The sequence below is a fragment of the Gracilibacillus sp. JCM 18966 genome, from assembly GCF_055392695.1.
The window spans coordinates 948882-965993 of sequence record NZ_AP043883.1 but is presented as its reverse complement, the minus strand read 5'-3'; the positions used below and the strand labels follow the sequence as shown (position 1 = coordinate 965993).

At 39.4% G+C, this 17112-nt stretch carries 19 protein-coding genes and 1 other annotated feature; all 19 genes read left to right on the top strand.

What is annotated here, in order from left to right; genetic code table 11:
- Positions 1-3: 3 nt before the first annotated feature.
- Positions 4-546, top strand: a complete 543-nt coding sequence (locus ACZ5N5_RS04550; RefSeq protein ID WP_464373341.1) for a UvrB/UvrC motif-containing protein — start codon at positions 4-6, stop codon at positions 544-546.
- The gene (locus tag ACZ5N5_RS04545) at positions 546-1622 is read left to right on the top strand and encodes a protein arginine kinase (RefSeq protein ID WP_054787937.1); all 1077 of its coding nucleotides are present in this window, start codon (positions 546-548) and stop codon (positions 1620-1622) included. Before ACZ5N5_RS04550 ends, ACZ5N5_RS04545 begins: the two co-directional genes overlap by 1 nt.
- 1 nt (position 1623) lies before the next feature.
- Positions 1624-4053 (top strand): ATP-dependent protease ATP-binding subunit ClpC, encoded by a 2430-nt coding sequence (clpC, locus tag ACZ5N5_RS04540; protein ID WP_109985146.1) that lies wholly within the window; start codon positions 1624-1626, stop codon positions 4051-4053.
- A 187-nt stretch (positions 4054-4240) separates the two neighbouring features.
- The gene (gene radA, locus ACZ5N5_RS04535; RefSeq protein WP_054787936.1) at positions 4241-5614 is read left to right on the top strand and encodes a DNA repair protein RadA; all 1374 of its coding nucleotides are present in this window, start codon (positions 4241-4243) and stop codon (positions 5612-5614) included.
- 57 nt (positions 5615-5671) lie between these two features.
- Positions 5672-6772, top strand: a complete 1101-nt coding sequence (locus ACZ5N5_RS04530; RefSeq protein ID WP_109985145.1) for a PIN/TRAM domain-containing protein — start codon at positions 5672-5674, stop codon at positions 6770-6772.
- Positions 6773-6900: 128 nt separating this feature from the next.
- Positions 6901-7602 (top strand): 2-C-methyl-D-erythritol 4-phosphate cytidylyltransferase, encoded by a 702-nt coding sequence (gene ispD, locus ACZ5N5_RS04525; RefSeq protein WP_464373340.1) that lies wholly within the window; start codon positions 6901-6903, stop codon positions 7600-7602.
- Entirely contained in the window at positions 7603-8082 is a 480-nt protein-coding gene (gene ispF, locus ACZ5N5_RS04520; protein WP_054861132.1) for a 2-C-methyl-D-erythritol 2,4-cyclodiphosphate synthase, read from the top strand.
- A gap of 100 nt (positions 8083-8182) precedes the next feature.
- Positions 8183-9649: a glutamate--tRNA ligase gene (gene gltX, locus ACZ5N5_RS04515; RefSeq protein WP_277679966.1), complete on the top strand. Its 1467-nt coding sequence runs from the start codon at positions 8183-8185 to the stop codon at positions 9647-9649.
- Positions 9650-9692: 43 nt separating this feature from the next.
- Positions 9693-9921: a binding site (T-box leader), on the top strand.
- A gap of 175 nt (positions 9922-10096) precedes the next feature.
- Positions 10097-10750, top strand: a complete 654-nt coding sequence (gene cysE, locus ACZ5N5_RS04510) for a serine O-acetyltransferase (protein WP_109985159.1) — start codon at positions 10097-10099, stop codon at positions 10748-10750.
- Positions 10740-12140: a cysteine--tRNA ligase gene (gene cysS, locus ACZ5N5_RS04505; RefSeq protein WP_464373339.1), complete on the top strand. Its 1401-nt coding sequence runs from the start codon at positions 10740-10742 to the stop codon at positions 12138-12140. The genes cysE and cysS overlap by 11 nt, the downstream gene beginning before the upstream one ends.
- Positions 12140-12535, top strand: coding sequence for a Mini-ribonuclease 3 (locus ACZ5N5_RS04500; protein WP_054787935.1), 396 nt, complete (start codon positions 12140-12142; stop codon positions 12533-12535). The genes cysS and ACZ5N5_RS04500 overlap by 1 nt, the downstream gene beginning before the upstream one ends.
- A 1-nt stretch (position 12536) precedes the next feature.
- Positions 12537-13286: a 23S rRNA (guanosine(2251)-2'-O)-methyltransferase RlmB gene (rlmB, locus tag ACZ5N5_RS04495; protein ID WP_464373338.1), complete on the top strand. Its 750-nt coding sequence runs from the start codon at positions 12537-12539 to the stop codon at positions 13284-13286.
- Positions 13286-13795: an NYN domain-containing protein gene (locus ACZ5N5_RS04490; RefSeq protein ID WP_054787934.1), complete on the top strand. Its 510-nt coding sequence runs from the start codon at positions 13286-13288 to the stop codon at positions 13793-13795. The genes rlmB and ACZ5N5_RS04490 overlap by 1 nt, the downstream gene beginning before the upstream one ends.
- Positions 13796-13901: 106 nt before the next feature.
- Complete coding sequence (sigH, locus tag ACZ5N5_RS04485; RefSeq protein ID WP_054787933.1) at positions 13902-14546, top strand: RNA polymerase sporulation sigma factor SigH; 645 nt, start codon at positions 13902-13904, stop codon at positions 14544-14546.
- A gap of 76 nt (positions 14547-14622) precedes the next feature.
- Positions 14623-14769, top strand: a complete 147-nt coding sequence (gene rpmG, locus ACZ5N5_RS04480; RefSeq protein ID WP_109985140.1) for a 50S ribosomal protein L33 — start codon at positions 14623-14625, stop codon at positions 14767-14769.
- Positions 14770-14845: 76 nt separating this feature from the next.
- On the top strand, positions 14846-14986 hold the full coding sequence (secE, locus tag ACZ5N5_RS04475; RefSeq protein ID WP_054861144.1) for a preprotein translocase subunit SecE: 141 nt from the start codon (positions 14846-14848) through the stop codon (positions 14984-14986).
- A gap of 166 nt (positions 14987-15152) precedes the next feature.
- The gene (nusG, locus tag ACZ5N5_RS04470) at positions 15153-15689 is read left to right on the top strand and encodes a transcription termination/antitermination protein NusG (protein ID WP_109985158.1); all 537 of its coding nucleotides are present in this window, start codon (positions 15153-15155) and stop codon (positions 15687-15689) included.
- A 165-nt stretch (positions 15690-15854) separates the two neighbouring features.
- On the top strand, positions 15855-16280 hold the full coding sequence (rplK, locus tag ACZ5N5_RS04465; protein WP_139180338.1) for a 50S ribosomal protein L11: 426 nt from the start codon (positions 15855-15857) through the stop codon (positions 16278-16280).
- A gap of 132 nt (positions 16281-16412) precedes the next feature.
- Positions 16413-17108 (top strand): 50S ribosomal protein L1, encoded by a 696-nt coding sequence (gene rplA / locus ACZ5N5_RS04460; protein WP_109985138.1) that lies wholly within the window; start codon positions 16413-16415, stop codon positions 17106-17108.
- Positions 17109-17112 lie beyond the last annotated feature (4 nt).

The following is a 17112-nucleotide window of genomic DNA, read 5'->3' as shown; positions in this document are numbered from 1 at the left end:
CTTATGGAATGTCAAGAATGTCAACAGAATCCTGCAACACTTCACTTTGCTCAGGTGATTAATGGAGAGAAAAAGGAAATTCACGTCTGTCATCAGTGTGCGAAGGAAAAAGGCTATGTACCTCCTGAAGACGAATCCTATTCCTTACACAATCTGTTATCAGGGCTTTTTCAATTTGATTCAGATGCCTTCCATACATCATCTCCACATCATCCAATGGAGCAAGATCTCCAATGTGAAAAATGTGGTATGACCTATCAAGAGTTCACACGAATTGGAAAATTTGGATGTGCCACTTGTTATGAGACGTTTTCTAGTCATTTAAATCCAATATTTCGTAGAGTTCATAGTGGAAATACAACCCATGACGGAAAGGTTCCGAAACGTGTAGGTGCGGATATTTATGAAAGGAAGCAGCTAAGAAACTTAAAATGGAAACTCCAACAACTAATTGCTGATGAGGCATTTGAGGAAGCTGCGAACATTCGTGATCAAATAAGACAGCTAGAAAAAAACCTAAACCAAAAAGGGGAGGGTGATGCTTAATGGGGCTTGAACAATTTATCAATGAAGCCATTAGTCCATGGTTAAAGGAAGATGGACCAGATAGTGATATTGTGATGAGCAGTCGCATTCGACTAGCTCGAAACTTTGAACAGTCACCATTTCCTTTAATTGCAAATGAAGAGCATCTTGAAGGTATCTTATATTTTTTAGAAAAAGAATTCAATCATCGTAGTTTTACACAATATGAACAGCTTGAATTTGTTAGAATGGCGGATTTAAAATCAATTGAAAAACAGGTATTGGTTGAAAAACATCTAATAAGTCCACATCTCGCTGAGAAATCCCAATATGGTGCCGCATTAATCTCCAAAAATGAGCAGGTTTCCATCATGGTCAATGAAGAGGATCATATTCGGATGCAATTATACTTTCCAGGCTTCCAATTAAAAAGGGCCTTAGAAGAAGCCTTTCACATCGATGATTGGTTAGAGCAAAAGATAGATTACGCCTTTGATGAAGAAAGAGGCTATTTAACAAGCTGTCCAACCAATGTGGGAACAGGATTACGAGCTTCTGTGATGATGCATCTCCCTGCATTAGCTATGACAAGGAAAATTTCCCGGATGATCCCGGCTATTAATCAGCTAGGTTTAGTAGTGCGAGGGATCTATGGTGAAGGCAGTGAAGCATTGGGGAATATCTTTCAAATTTCTAACCAAGTCACCTTAGGGAGATCAGAGCAGGATATCATCGAAGACCTAACAAGTGTTGTTCAAAAATTAATCGAACAGGAACGACAAGCAAGAACAATATTAAAGCAACAGTCTGAGCTAGAGCTTGAAGATCGTGTGTTTCGCTCTTATGGCATCCTAGAACATAGTCGAATTATCGAATCCAAAGAAACGGCCAAATGTCTTTCGGATGTTCGGTTAGGGATTGACCTAGGATATATTAAGCATATTTCCAAATCTATTTTGAATGAATTAATGGTACTAACGCAACCGGCATTCCTACAGCAATATGCTAGAAGAATGCTTACACCTCATGAACGTGATGTTTTTCGGGCATCATTAATTCGTGAAAGGTTCACGTTAGAGCAAAGGGAGGAATTTTAATATGATGTTTGGACGTTTTACAGAAAGGGCTCAAAAAGTATTAGCCTTATCCCAAGAAGAAGCCGTTCGATTAGGACATAATAATATTGGTACAGAGCATATTCTGCTAGGACTAGTTAGTGAAGGGGATGGTATCGCTGCTAAAGCCTTACATGCCATCGGTCTCGGTGCAGAAAAAATTAGAGAAGAAGTGGAAGCACTAATTGGAAAGGGCAATCAAGTTTCCCAAACGATCCACTATACACCAAGAGCGAAAAAGGTCATTGAATTGTCGATGGATGAGGCAAGGAAGCTCGGCCATTCCTATGTAGGAACAGAACATATTCTCCTTGGATTAATTCGTGAAGGAGAAGGGGTTGCAGCACGTGTTTTAAATAACTTAGGAGTAAGTCTTAATAAAGCGCGCCAGCAGGTTCTACAATTACTCGGTAATAATGAAAATAGTGGCGCTTCGAATGGGAGAGGTAGTCAAAATAATAATGCAGCGACACCTACCTTAGATTCGCTTGCACGCGATTTAACAGCGATCGCGAAGGAAGGAAACATTGACCCTGTCATCGGGCGTAGTAAAGAAATTGAACGCGTCATCCAAGTATTAAGTAGACGAACCAAAAACAACCCTGTCTTAATCGGAGAACCAGGTGTTGGGAAAACGGCCGTAGCGGAAGGATTGGCACAGCAAATTGTACAAAATGAAGTACCTGAAATACTCCGTGATAAACGCGTCATGACATTGGACATGGGAACAGTGGTTGCAGGAACAAAATATCGTGGGGAGTTTGAAGATCGCTTAAAAAAGGTAATGGAGGAAATTCGCCAAGCGAACAATGTTATCTTATTTATTGATGAGCTGCACACATTAATTGGAGCAGGTGGCGCGGAAGGCGCAATTGATGCATCGAACATTTTAAAGCCATCCCTTGCTCGTGGAGAGCTTCAATGTATTGGAGCTACAACACTAGATGAGTATCGTAAATATATAGAAAAAGATGCGGCGCTAGAGAGAAGATTTCAACCGATTCAAGTGGATGAGCCGACGGTAGAAGAATCGATTCAAATTTTAGAAGGATTAAGAGATCGTTATGAGGCACATCATCGAGTAACGATCACGGATGAAGCAATGGAAGCAGCAGCTAAGCTATCCGATCGCTATATTACAGACCGATTTTTACCAGATAAGGCAATTGACTTAATTGATGAGGCGGCATCTAAGGTGCGTCTGCGTTCCTATACAACTCCTCCTAATTTAAAGGAATTAGAGCAAAAGCTGGAGGAAGTGAAGAAAGAAAAGGATGCTGCCGTGCAAAGTCAAGAATTCGAAAAGGCTGCTTCCTTACGTGATAGTGAACAGCGTCTTCGAAAGGATTTAGAAGAAACAGAATCCAAATGGAAGGAAAAACAAGGGCAAGAGAACTCAGAGGTTACGGTGGAGGATATTGCGAGTGTCGTATCCATTTGGACAGGAGTTCCAGTATCGGCCCTAACGAAGGATGAAAGCGAACGTCTCCTAAACATGGAAGACATTCTGCATAGTCGTTTAATCGGTCAGGAAGAAGCGGTAAAGGCCGTCTCAAAAGCCATTCGCCGTGCTCGTGCTGGATTAAAAGACCCGAAGCGCCCAATTGGATCCTTTATCTTCCTTGGGCCAACAGGTGTAGGGAAGACAGAATTAGCCAGAGCTCTAGCTGAATCGATGTTCGGTGATGAGGATGCCATGATTCGTATTGATATGTCAGAATACATGGAAAAACATGCAACCTCACGTTTAGTAGGTTCACCTCCTGGTTATGTAGGTTATGAGGAAGGTGGCCAATTAACTGAAAAAGTGAGAAGGAAGCCATATTCGGTTGTTCTGTTAGATGAGGTGGAAAAAGCCCATCCAGAGGTTTTCAATATTCTCTTACAAGTATTAGAAGATGGCCGTCTGACAGACTCTAAAGGTCGGACTGTAGACTTCCGCAATACGGTCTTAATTATGACGTCGAATGTAGGGGCAAATGAGCTAAAGCGAAACAAATATGTTGGCTTCAGCCTAGGCGATGAAGAACAAAGCTATAAAGACATGCGTTCAAAAGTAACGGAAGAATTGAAAAAGGCTTTCCGTCCAGAGTTCTTAAACCGTATTGATGAAACGATTGTGTTCCACTCATTAGAGAAAAAGCATATGAAGCACATTGTGGAGCTCATGGTCAAGGAACTCCAAAAACGCTTGATCGACCAAGAGATTGACTTTTCATTGTCTGATAAAGCAGTCGAGAAAATTGCAAAGGAAGGCTTTGATCCTGAATACGGGGCAAGACCTTTACGTCGATCTATTCAAAAGAACGTAGAGGATTTATTGTCAGAAGAATTGTTGAAGGAAAAAATTCATAAAGGCCAAAAAGTCAAAATTGATCTTGATGATAAGGGCGAATTTGCGATTGTATCTTAATTATTGAAAATCGGAAGGCGATCCTTCCGATTTTCTCTTCTCTTTTTTTCTATTTTTAAGTACCCTAAATGTGAATACCTCGATTTTCTACTATTCCACACTTTTTACATATAACTTTAACTAAATTGATAGATCTTTGTAACTTATAGCACATGACTTTCGTTTATAATAAATAGGAGGGATTATCTTGGCTAAAAGAAAATCAAAATTTGTTTGCCAATCTTGTGGATATGAATCACCTAAATGGATGGGGAAATGTCCAGGCTGTCATGAATGGAATACATTAGTGGAAGAAGTAGTGGCAAGCTCCACCAAAAGAGGAAATTGGACTTCTAGTGCTGCAACCATCCATAAACCAGAAAAGATTAGCCAGATACAATCTCAAGAAGAACCAAGAATCAAAACACAAATGCAAGAATTAAATCGTGTATTAGGTGGCGGTGTTGTTCCAGGATCGCTTGTCTTAATTGGAGGGGATCCAGGTATCGGTAAGTCTACTTTATTACTGCAAGTATCTAGTCAGCTAGCAGAGAGTAATGTAGATGTGTTGTATATATCTGGTGAAGAATCTATCAAACAGACAAAGCTAAGGGCCGATCGTTTAAACATTAACTCCGATCAACTATATGTATTAGCAGAAACTAATTTAGTCGATATTGTCAATCAAATTGATGCCATTAACCCAGGCTTTGTTGTCATTGATTCGATCCAAACCGTTTATAAAGAGGAAGTGACAAGTGCACCTGGAAGTGTCTCCCAAGTAAGAGAATGTACAAGTGAGCTAATGCGCATTGCGAAGCAAAAGCATATCCCTATTTTTATTGTAGGACATGTAACGAAGGAAGGTTCCATTGCAGGACCAAGATTGCTGGAGCATATGGTAGATGCTGTATTGTATTTTGAAGGGGAACGACATCATACCTTTAGAATATTACGTGGGGTCAAGAACCGATTTGGTAGTACGAATGAAATGGGCATTTTTGAGATGAAGGAATTAGGTCTAGTAGAGGTCTTGAACCCTTCTGAAGTATTTCTAGAGGAAAGATCGCAAGGTGTAGCAGGCTCAGCCATTGTCGCCTCCATGGAAGGAACAAGGCCAGTGCTCGTCGAGATTCAATCATTGATTTCCCCTACTAGCTTTGGGAACCCTAGACGAATGGCAACAGGAATTGATCATAATCGTGTACCGTTATTGATGGCTGTTCTAGAGAAAAGAGTGGGACTAATGCTACAAAATCAAGATGCTTATGTAAAGGTAGCAGGCGGTGTGAAGCTAGATGAGCCGGCCATAGATTTAGCAGTTGCCATCAGCATTGCCTCAAGCTTTAGAGACCAGCCACCACAAGCAGATGATGTCTTAATCGGCGAAGTAGGCCTAACAGGTGAAATTCGCCGTGTATCCAGAATAGATCAAAGAGTACAAGAGGCGGCAAAGCTTGGATTCAAACGAGCGATCATTCCAGCGAAGAATATGGATGGTTGGACTCCTCCTTCATCGATCGAGGTTATTGGTGTGGAATCAGTCCAACATGCAATCAGAGAAACCTTGGGACAATCCTAATGACGCACGTTTAAAAATTTTTTAATAGGAGAGAATACTATATAGGAGGTGAATGTGGTGCTAAAAAGATTCGTGCAAATATTTTTTATTATTGCAGGTGGTACCGCGGGATATTTATATATTCCAAAATTATTGGAAGTAATGGGGTTTGCAGATAGCGCTTGGCTACAGTCAGATTTTGCCCCATATCTAGGGCTAGTATTAGGAGCAATTATTTTATTTCTTATTTCATTGTGGTGTGCAGATTATATAGTAAACTTCTTTAATTGGATTGAGGAAACCTTATTAAAAGCTCCGGTAGCAGATTTGTTATTTGGTAGTTTAGGTATTATCGTTGGTTTAATTATAGCTTATTTCTTAAATGCACCAATCCAAGCGATTGAAATCAGAGTAGTGTCACAGGTTATTCCCATCTTTTTAAGTATTCTTCTAGCATACTTAGGTTTTCAAGTTGGTTTTAAAAGAAGAGATGAATTCCTTAATCTACTGACAATCCCGAAAAAAGAAAAGAAAAAAGCCCCTCAAACAGAGGATGTAGGAAGCGAAATGCCGAAACCAAAAATCCTAGATACAAGTGTTATTATTGACGGAAGAATTGCAGATATTTGTCAAACTAGCTTTTTAGAAGGAACCATTATTATTCCGCAATTTGTGCTAGAGGAGTTACAGCATATTGCTGATTCATCTGATGCCTTGAAGCGTAACCGTGGGCGAAGAGGTCTGGATGTTTTAAATCGAATACAGAAGGAATTACCAATCAATGTTGAAATATATGAAGGTGATTTTGAAGAGATTCAAGAGGTTGATAGTAAGCTAGTCAAATTGGCAAAAGTCATGAATGGGATTGTGGTGACAAATGATTTTAACCTAAATAAAGTTTGTGAATTTCAAAAAGTACCCGTACTAAATATCAATGATTTAGCAAATGCGGTGAAGCCAATCGTCTTACCTGGAGAAGAATTAATGGTACAAGTCATTAAAGATGGTAAGGAACAGAACCAAGGTGTTGCTTATCTAGATGACGGTACGATGATTGTGGTAGAAGAAGGAAAAAGCTATATTGGCAAAACGATTGAAGTTGTCATCACTAGTGTTCTTCAAACATCAGCAGGGCGCATGATTTTCGCAAAACCAAAATTGCTTGAAAAAGCTCTATAAAAAAGGTATAACATATAAGGAATAGAAGAAAAGTGATAACATCTATGTTATCACTTTTCTTTGCTCGTCCTAATATTTCGATTAGCTATGACAATGTAAGCATTGTTGGAAGAATATGAGGTGCCAATATGGTAAAATATAATGTCATCGTGCTGGCTGCTGGCCAGGGCAAGCGAATGAAGGCAGGGAAGAATAAGCAATTTATCCATTTGCTTGATCAACCATTAATCATACATACAGTGCAAAACTTTATTCATGATGATTGGTGTAAGGCTGTTTATCTCGTCGTTAATCCACATGAGCGGACAGAAATGGAAGCCTTATTTAAGCCATTTCCATGGTTTCATCGACTACAATTCGTTTCAGGAGGCAGTGAGCGTCAGGATAGTGGGTTTAAGGGGCTTAAAGCAGTGCAAGTAGATAATCCAGATGAAATTGTGATGGTACATGATGGGGCAAGGCCGTTTATAGAACAAGAACACCTGCACTTATTAGCGGAGACAGCACAAAAACAGCAAGCAGCCCTTCTAGCGGTCCAAGTGACAGATACAATTAAGCAAAAAACGGCAACTGGTGTCCATTCATTGGATCGATCTACATTATGGGCTGCTCAAACACCACAAGCTTTTCATTATCAAGTAATCACAAAAGCACACGAGTTAGCTCAAGAGCATGGTTTTTTGGGAACAGATGATGCCTCATTAGTGGAAGAATACCTGCCAGACCAACCTGTTCAGATTGTAGAAGGAAGTTATCAAAACGTGAAGCTGACTACCCCTGAAGATATTTTTCGTGCGGAATGGATTTTACAAAAGAGAGGAGATTTGTAGATGTTTCGAATTGGACAAGGCTTTGACGTACACAAATTTGCGCAAAACCGTCCTTGTATAATTGGTGGGATTCACATACCTTATGAACAGGGCTTACTCGGGCACTCGGATGCAGACGTGTTACTCCATACCATTACCGATGCTTGCTTAGGAGCCATTGCTGAAGGAGACATTGGAAAGCATTTCCCTGACACAGACCCTGCCTATAAGGATGCAGATTCTGAAAAATTGTTAGAGCATGTATGGGAGCTCGTGTCGAAAAAAGGCTATATATTAGGTAATATAGATTGTACGATTATTGCGCAGGCACCTAAGATGGCGCCATATATTGACGAAATACGTCAAAATATTGCAAGATTGCTAAAGGCAGACATCGAACAAGTAAATGTCAAAGCAACCACTACAGAGCAATTAGGCTTTACTGGGAGAAAAGAAGGGATAGCTGCCCAGGCTGTTGTTCTTTTAGTACAGAAAGGCTAGAGAGATCATAAGCTCAAAACATAACATTTTCATTAAGATAATGATAAAATAAGGAAAGCATTTTATAAAAGTTACGTGAAAATTGGAAAGGAGTTTACTCATGACAAAAAAAGTAAGAGTTCGTTATGCGCCTAGCCCGACAGGACATCTCCATATCGGTAATGCGAGAACGGCTTTATTTAATTATTTATATGCCAAACACCTAGGTGGATCCTTTATTATTCGAACAGAGGACACCGATGCGAAAAGAAATGTAGAGGGTGGCGAGGAAAGCCAGCTTAATTATTTGAAATGGTTAGGAATCAAGTGGGATGAAGGTGCTGATATTGGCGGTGAATATGGTCCGTATCGCCAAATGGAAAGACTAGATATTTATCAAAAATATGTCGATGAGCTTTTAGAAAGAGGCCTTGCCTACAAGTGCTATATGACAGAGGAAGAATTAGAGCAAGAGCGTGAGGAACAACGAGCTAATGGTCAGGTTCCTAAATATTCTGGAGCACATCGTGATTTAACCGAAGAACAAATCGAACAATTTGAAGCGGAAGGAAGACAGCCTAGTATTCGCTTCCGTGTACCAGATCAAAAGACATATACATTCCAAGATATTGTACGTGAAAAGATTACTTTTGAATCCAGTGATTTTGGAGATTGGGTAATGGTGAAGAAGAATGGTATTCCAACCTATAACTTTGCTGTGGCGATTGATGATCACTTAATGGAGATCAGTCATGTTCTACGTGGAGAAGAGCATATTTCCAACACACCTAAGCAAATGATGATTTTTGATGCTTTTGGCTGGGAGCCTCCACAATATGGACATATGACCTTGATTTTAAACGAAAATCGTAAAAAGCTAAGTAAGCGTGATGAGCACATTTTACAATTCATTGAGCAATATAAGAATCTAGGCTATCTACCAGAAGCGTTATTTAATTTTATCGCATTGCTAGGTTGGTCTCCTGTTGGTGAAGAGGAAATCTTCACACAAGAGCAGTTTATCGAGATTTTCGATCCAGAGAGACTGTCCACCTCACCAGCAATCTTTGATCCAGCGAAATTAAAATGGATGAATAACCAATACATTAAACAAGCTTCATTGGAAGATGTTGTCGAGCTTAGTCTTCCTCATTTAATAGCTGCAGGTAGACTTTCAGAAAATATGGATGAAGTAACCAAGCAATGGGCGATTGATGTCATTCGGTTGTATCATGACCAGTTATCCTATGGTGCGGAAATTGTTGAACTAACGGAGCTATTCTTCAAAGAGGATATCCAATATGATGAGGATGCGATGAATGTACTAAAAGAAGAACAAGTACCAGAGGTTATTACTGGCTTCCTTTCCCAATTTGAACAAATCGAACAGTTATCACCTGATAATATTAAGGCAGCAATAAAAGCGACCCAAAAAGAAACGAAACAAAAAGGGAAAAAGCTATTTATGCCTATTCGTGTAGCAACAACTGGACAAGTTCATGGACCAGAATTGCCAAATGCTATTCACTTATTAGGTCCTGAGATTGTTAAGGCAAGATTAAATAATGTGCTTTCCCTAATTAAATAAGTGACATTTTCCTAAGAACTATATATAATAAAACAAATGATATATTAGATCGTAGATGAGGAAAAGTAAACAATAGAAGCTTCTACAGAGAATACCACCAATTGGCTGCGAGTGGTTGAAGTAATCATTGTTGAAATGCACCTCAGGAGTTTCTTCTTGAAAGATAGTAGGGGAGAACGGGGATGCACGCCGTTATCTGTGCTAAGAGTGGAGGAATTTATTTAACCTAAAATTCCTAAACAGAGTGGAACCGCGCGGTAAGCGTCTCTGTGTTGTATAAACACAGGGGCGCTTTTTTTATTGTGGAAGGGATCACGTGAGATTCAACCAATAGAGAGATGCTGTTACTAAATTTCCTTTAAGCTATTCAATCTGTTTTCATTAGAGAAGCTTTGAGAGAATGGTTCAAAATAGGAAGTTGCCTTAAGGGAGGGATAATCATTGGGATTGTTTAAATTGTTAAAGCAAGATATCGAAGTGGTATTTGACCAAGACCCTGCGGCAAGAACTTATATGGAGGTTTGCCTTACCTATTCAGGACTGCATGCTATTTGGTCACATCGGATTGCTCATGGCCTTTACCGAAAGAAATTTTTCTTTATCGCAAGAGTCATTTCACAAATAAGTCGTTTTTTTACGGGGGTGGAAATCCATCCAGGGGCTAAGATCGGCAAACGCTTCTTCATCGATCATGGTATGGGGGTAGTGATTGGAGAGACCTGTGAAATAGGCGATAATGTTACGATTTACCAAGGTGTGACATTAGGCGGAACTGGGAAAGAGAAAGGGAAACGACATCCTACGATAAAGGATAATGCGCTTATAGCAACCGGAGCAAAAGTGTTAGGCTCAATTACGATTGGTGAAAACTCCAAAATCGGTGCAGGGTCTGTTGTGCTAAAGGATGTACCAGACCATTCTACCGTTGTCGGTATACCAGGACGTGTTGTTGTCCAAAATGGAGAAAAGCTAAGAAAAGATTTAGATCATCATAAGTTGCCTGATCCCATAAGTGAAGTATTAAAAGAGATGCGCGAAGAAATTAGTGCATTAAGAACAGAGTTAGAAATGATTAAAGGAGCGAAACGTGATGACGATTAAAATATATAACACACTGACTCGAAAAAAAGAAGCCTTTCATCCGATAGAGCCGGGAAAAGTGAAAATGTATGTATGTGGTCCAACTGTTTACAATTACATTCATATTGGAAACGCACGCCCTGCCATCGTATTTGATACGGTTAGAAGATACCTGGAATACAAAGACTATGATGTCGAGTATGTGCTCAATTTTACCGATGTGGATGATAAGTTGATTAAAGCAGCCAAAGAGTTAGGAGAAGAGGTTCCAACTATTGCGAATCGATTTATTGAAGCATATAAGGAAGATGTAGGGGCACTTGGGGTGATGGAGGCAGATCATCATCCACGTGTAACCGAGACAATGGATGATATTATTGCTTTTATCCAAACATTAATTGATAAGGGGCATGCTTATTCTGCGGACGGAGATGTTTATTTTAAGACGAGATCCTTTCAGCATTATGGAAAGCTGTCCCATCAATCGATAGATGAGCTTAGGTCTGGTGCCCGTATACAAATAGGAGAGAAAAAGGAAGATCCGCTTGATTTTGCGTTATGGAAGCAGGCAAAGGATGGAGAAATATCTTGGCAATCCCCATGGGGGGAAGGAAGACCAGGCTGGCACATTGAATGCTCGGCAATGGCGAAGCGATATTTAGGAGAGACCATTGATATCCATGCGGGTGGACAGGATCTTACTTTCCCACATCATGAGAATGAAATAGCGCAATCAGAGGCAGCGACAGGCAAGTCCTTCGCTAATTATTGGATGCATAATGGTTATATTAATATTGATAATGAAAAGATGTCTAAATCGTTAGGTAACTTCGTATTAGCCCATGATCTAATCGAACGTCATGACCCGAAAGTGCTTCGCTTTTTTATGTTAAGTGTCCATTACCGTAATCCGATTAACTTTAGTGATGCATTATTAGAAAGTGCTAAGAATAGCTTTGATCGGATTGAAAATGTGTTGGTAAATTTAAAGCACCGTAAAACATCTAGTTTAGATTTAGTGGCTGATAATCAAGTATGGTTGGATAAAATCACGAACATGCAGCACTCCTTTGAAATGGAAATGGAGGATGATTTCAACACAGCTAACGCCATTGCTGTCATCTTCGATTTAGTCAAAGAGGCGAACACGTATCTCCAAGAAAGTCAAACACATACAGAGGTTATAGAAGCTTTTGAAAATACTTTAAATAGCTGGTTAAAGATCTTAGGCATTCAACGTGAGGAAGAAGCGTTACTTGATGAAGAAATCGAGCAATTAATTGAGCAACGGATAGAAGCGAGAAAAAATAAGGATTTTGCGCTCGCTGATAAGATTCGTGATGATTTAAAGGAACGTAATATTATTCTTGAGGATACACCACAAGGAACGCGTTGGAAACGAGGATTATAATGGAAAATGCAAAACAATTAAAAAGTCTAGCACTAGCCTATATGGGGGATGCCGTCTATGAAACCCAAATACGTCAATATTTATTGGAGAAGGGCAATGTAAGAGTGCATGAATTACACCAATTAGCGGTTCAATATGTGAAGGCATATGCTCAAGCAAAGGTTGTTCAAAGTTGGCTGGACGCTGGAGTACTAACGGAAGGCGAAGAAGCGATTGTTCGTAGGGGGCGGAATGCTAAGTCAGGTTCTGTTCCCAAGAATACAAGTGTCCAAGCCTACCGCCATAGTACGGCCTTTGAGGCACTACTAGGCTATTTATATTTAGACGGACAAACAGAACGGTTAGATGAGCTTATTCAACAGGCTATCACTATCATCGAGAAAGGAGAGGAATAGGATGGGGCAAGAATGGATGGTTGGCAAAAATACCGTGATGGAAATATTAGAATCAGGGAGATCGATTGAAAAAATATACTTATTAGAGAATTTGAATCCATCTCTAGCAAAGAAAATTCAAGCAATGGCAAAAAAAGCGAATGCTACAGTGCAACGGGTACCAAAAAAGAAATTAGATCAGCTTGTAGAGAATAGTAATCATCAAGGAATTGCTGCCCTTGTGTCTGCCTATGAGTATGCAAGTCTTGAACAATTATTTGCGATTGCAGAAGAAAGAAACGAGAATCCTTTTTTTATCTTATTAGATGAAATAGAGGATCCTCACAATCTTGGCTCCATTCTCCGAACAGCTGATGCAACAGGAGCCCATGGTGTTATCATACCAAAGCGTAGAGCGGTAGGCTTAACCGCTACAGTTGCGAAGACTTCTGTGGGAGCAATTGAGCATATCCCTGTGGTCCGAGTGACAAATATCGTGCAGACAATCGAAGAATTAAAAGCAAGAAATGTGTGGGTCGTTGGCACAGAGGCGGAAGCAACAGAGGATTATCGCCAATTGGATGGGAGCTTACCATTAGCCCTTGTCATCGGAAATGAAGGGAAGGGAATGAGTAGGCTCGTGAAGAAAAACTGTGACTGGACAGTTAGCCTCCCAATGAAAGGGCGTGTTTCCTCGTTGAATGCTTCGGTTGCAGCAAGTATTCTCATGTATGAAATTTATCGAAAAAGGTATTCAATTGGTGAATCGTAATGGACATTTTATTAGTCGATGGCTACAACATGATTGGTGCGTGGCAGGAGCTAAAGGCTTTACGAGAGGAGGATCTCGATAAGGCTAGATTGTTATTGATCGATAAAATGGCAGAATATCAAGCCTACAGAAGGAGAAGAGTCATTGTTGTATTTGATGCCTATGAGGTTAGAGGACTCGAAAACCGTCACGAACAATATAAGGTGGAGGTTATCTTTACGAAGGAAAATGAAACAGCTGATCAATGTATTGAACGGTTGATTAAGGAACTGAAAAATGTAAAAACAAAAGTATTTGTCGCAACCTCTGATTATACGGAGCAACGAATGATTTTTGCTCAAGGGGCATTTCGTATGTCGGCAAGAGAGCTAGAAATAGAGATTCAAAACATTCAAAAAGAAATCAAACAAGATATTAAAATACATCAACAAAAGAAAATAAGGAGTAAAATTCCTCTTAATGACCATGTCCTACAAGTTTTTGAAAGGTGGCGACGTGGTAATAAATAGAAAAACACTGGTTGACGGTTATAAAGCGCTTCCTGTATAATATTGCTATTATATTAGTCTGCTTTAACTATATTGGCATTAGCTAGGAGGAGTCCTGATTATAACCATGCGCAGAGAGAATAACGAGCTAAATTTTCAACTGTTGGACGATAATGAGTTAATTTTGCTAATTCAGGGTGGAAATACATATGCACTAGATTTTCTGATCCAAAAATATAAATCATTTGTTCGTGCTAAAGCTAAATCTTATTTTCTTGTTGGAGCAGATCATGAGGATATTACACAAGAAGGTATGATTGGGTTATTTAAGGCTATTCGGGACTTTCAACAGGATAAGCAATCTTCCTTTAGGGCGTTTGCTGAGCTTTGCATTACGAGACAGATTATTACAGCAGTGAAGACAGCAACAAGACAGAAGCATATGCCGTTAAATTCGTATATATCATTGGACAAGCCTATCTATGACGAGGAATCAGATCGCACCTTGTTAGATGTTCTTGAAGCAACGATTGCTTTAGACCCACAAGAACTAATTATTAGTCGAGAGAAGCATGGTGATATGGAGGGAAAACTAGCAGAGCTGTTAAGTAGATTAGAACGAGATGTCCTATTGTTATATTTAGAGGGCAAAACCTATCAGGAAATTTCAGCGGAATTAAATCGACATGCGAAATCAATTGATAATGCACTTCAGCGTGTAAAGAGGAAATTAGAAAAATACCTCGAAGAAAGCGATATTTATATCTCCTAATCTAAAAACCTGGGGATTATTTAGTAGGTCGTTGACAGGCTTATTCAACCATGCTACATTAAAAAGGGTGAAAAACATGGGAAAAAAGGTCGTCCTTGCATGCGAGGTTTGTCATAATAGAAATTATAGTACGGAGAAAAACACAACAGATTCGGTTCGATTAGAAGTGAAAAAGTTTTGTAAGCAGTGCAATAGACATACCATTCATAAGGAAACGAAATAGTTTTACTGGCATTGAAGACAGTTTGGAGGTACACATAGTGAATCCTGTAACTTTTTTGAAGAACGTATCCAGAGAAATGAAAAAAGTGTCCTGGCCGAGAGGGCGCGAATTAACCCGTTATACGATTACCGTAATTGTTACCGTCGCTTTTGTTACAATCTTTTTTGCATTAATAGATCTTGGAATTACGCAACTTTTAAATCTTTTATTTGAATAAATAGAATTTATATATGTTATACTATTTATAAATATGTCTAAAATATTTAAAGAGAACCCGCGTGACGGGTTTTTTAAATGGAATCAAATAACAAAATCACTAGAATTCGGCCGTAGAAGACAAGTTAATAAATAAGGGAGGGATGGGCGAAAAACGCCCTCTAGAAATGGAAAAAAGATGGTATGTCGTGCATACTTATTCTGGATATGAGAATAAAGTAAAAACGAATTTAGAAAAAAGACTAGAGTCCATGGGGATGGAAGACAAGATTTTCAGAGTGTTAGTTCCCGAAGATGAAGAAACAGAAATCAAGAATGGTAAGAAGAAAGTGGCAAAGAAAAAGGTATTCCCTGGCTATGTATTAGCTGAAATGGTGATGACAGACGATTCGTGGTATGTGGTCCGAAACACGCCAGGTGTAACGGGATTTGTTGGCTCGGCCGGTTCTGGATCTAAACCAACCCCATTATTAGAAGAAGAAGTGGAAACAATTCTGAAGCGAATGGGTTATCAAGAGCCTGTAACGGAAATAGACTTTGAGTTAAAAGAAACGGTAGAAGTAGTGGATGGTCCGTTCAATAATTTCTCCGGTACGATTGAAAAAATAGATTTAGATAAACAAAAGGTTCGAGTACATGTCAACATGTTCGGAAGGGAAACACCAGTAGAATTAGATTTCTCACAAGTGAAAAAAATGTCATAAGGAATTAGAATTTAAATTAATTGGTAGAGGTACTTGCATTTTAAGCTAATTAATGCTAAAATTCTTATGTTCTTTATGCCTCGAGTAGAAGGTTATTTAACATATGTATTAGAGTGGGAGGGTGAAACCCTATTACCACATCACGGACTTAAGGAGGTGTGTCTCGTGGCTAAAAAAGTAGAGAAAGTTGTTAAACTTCAAATTCCAGCAGGAAAAGCGAACCCAGCACCACCAGTTGGACCTGCATTAGGTCAAGCGGGTGTTAATATCATGGGATTTTGTAAAGAGTTTAATGCTCGTACACAGGATCAAGCTGGTTTGATCATTCCAGTAGAAATTTCGGTTTTTGAAGACCGTTCATTTACATTTATTACAAAAACTCCACCAGCAGCAGTATTGCTTAAAAAAGCAGCAGGTATTGAAACTGCTTCAGGGGAGCCAAATCGCAATAAAGTTGCAACACTTAAACGCGACAAAGTGAAGGAAATCGCTGAACTGAAAATGCCTGATTTAAATGCTGCTGATGTTGAAGCTGCAATGCGTATGGTCGAAGGTACTGCACGTAGTATGGGTATCGTAATCGAGGACTAATCTCACAGCGTTGTACAAAGGCTAATGGGTTGCGGTAGTAGAGGAATACCTCATGTCGCAACCTTTGTTATGTTTTAGCTTTTGATAGAAGTGGGAGGTATAACCGTTAAAACCACAAAGGAGGAAAATATAATGGCTAAAAAAACAAAGAAACAACAAGAAGCTTTAAAGCTTGTTGATAACACAAAAGCATATGAAGTAAAAGAAGCTTTAGAATTAGTAAAAAAGACAGCAACTGCGAAGTTTGATGAAACAGTGGAAGTAGCATTTCGTTTAGGGGTTGATCCGAAAAAAGCGGATCAACAAATCCGTGGAGCAATGGTATTACCACATGGTACTGGTAAAAGCCAAACTGTTTTAGTTTTTGCTAAAGGGGATAAAGCGAAGGAAGCGGAAGCTGCTGGAGCAGATTATGTAGGAGAACAAGACCTAATTAATAAAATTAACCAAGGTTGGTTTGATTTTGATGTAGTCGTTGCAACTCCTGACATGATGGCAGAGGTAGGTAAGCTAGGTCGTGTATTAGGACCAAAAGGCTTAATGCCAAACCCTAAGACAGGTACAGTAACCTTCGAAGTAGAAAAAGCTGTTCAAGAAATTAAAGCAGGTAAAGTAGAGTACCGCGTAGATAAACAATCAAATATCCACGTGCCAATTGGAAAGGTTTCTTTCGACTTAGATAAGCTCGTAGAGAACTTCCAAGCATTAGCTGAAACAATTGTTAAAGCTAAGCCTCAAGCTGCAAAAGGTACTTACCTACGAAACGTTGCTGTATCATCTACAATGGGCCCTGGCATCAAAGTAGATTCATCAGCATTTGCGAAATAATTTA

What these genes read in the sequence shown, in the direction of transcription:
- rlmB (WP_464373338.1), top strand. Translation starts at nt 12,537, where the DNA reads ATGGGGCAAGAATGGATGGTTGGCAAAAATACCGTGATGGAAATATTA.
- gltX (WP_277679966.1), top strand. Translation starts at nt 8,183, where the DNA reads ATGACAAAAAAAGTAAGAGTTCGTTATGCGCCTAGCCCGACAGGACAT.
- clpC (WP_109985146.1), top strand. Translation starts at nt 1,624, where the DNA reads ATGATGTTTGGACGTTTTACAGAAAGGGCTCAAAAAGTATTAGCCTTA.
- ACZ5N5_RS04490 (WP_054787934.1), top strand. Translation starts at nt 13,286, where the DNA reads ATGGACATTTTATTAGTCGATGGCTACAACATGATTGGTGCGTGGCAG.
- ACZ5N5_RS04550 (WP_464373341.1), top strand. Translation starts at nt 4, where the DNA reads ATGGAATGTCAAGAATGTCAACAGAATCCTGCAACACTTCACTTTGCT.
- nusG (WP_109985158.1), top strand. Translation starts at nt 15,153, where the DNA reads ATGGAAAAAAGATGGTATGTCGTGCATACTTATTCTGGATATGAGAAT.
- rpmG (WP_109985140.1), top strand. Translation starts at nt 14,623, where the DNA reads ATGGGAAAAAAGGTCGTCCTTGCATGCGAGGTTTGTCATAATAGAAAT.
- secE (WP_054861144.1), top strand. Translation starts at nt 14,846, where the DNA reads ATGAAAAAAGTGTCCTGGCCGAGAGGGCGCGAATTAACCCGTTATACG.
- ACZ5N5_RS04545 (WP_054787937.1), top strand. Translation starts at nt 546, where the DNA reads ATGGGGCTTGAACAATTTATCAATGAAGCCATTAGTCCATGGTTAAAG.
- sigH (WP_054787933.1), top strand. Translation starts at nt 13,902, where the DNA reads ATGCGCAGAGAGAATAACGAGCTAAATTTTCAACTGTTGGACGATAAT.
- rplA (WP_109985138.1), top strand. Translation starts at nt 16,413, where the DNA reads ATGGCTAAAAAAACAAAGAAACAACAAGAAGCTTTAAAGCTTGTTGAT.
- ACZ5N5_RS04500 (WP_054787935.1), top strand. Translation starts at nt 12,140, where the DNA reads ATGGAAAATGCAAAACAATTAAAAAGTCTAGCACTAGCCTATATGGGG.
- ispD (WP_464373340.1), top strand. Translation starts at nt 6,901, where the DNA reads ATGGTAAAATATAATGTCATCGTGCTGGCTGCTGGCCAGGGCAAGCGA.
- cysS (WP_464373339.1), top strand. Translation starts at nt 10,740, where the DNA reads ATGACGATTAAAATATATAACACACTGACTCGAAAAAAAGAAGCCTTT.
- ispF (WP_054861132.1), top strand. Translation starts at nt 7,603, where the DNA reads ATGTTTCGAATTGGACAAGGCTTTGACGTACACAAATTTGCGCAAAAC.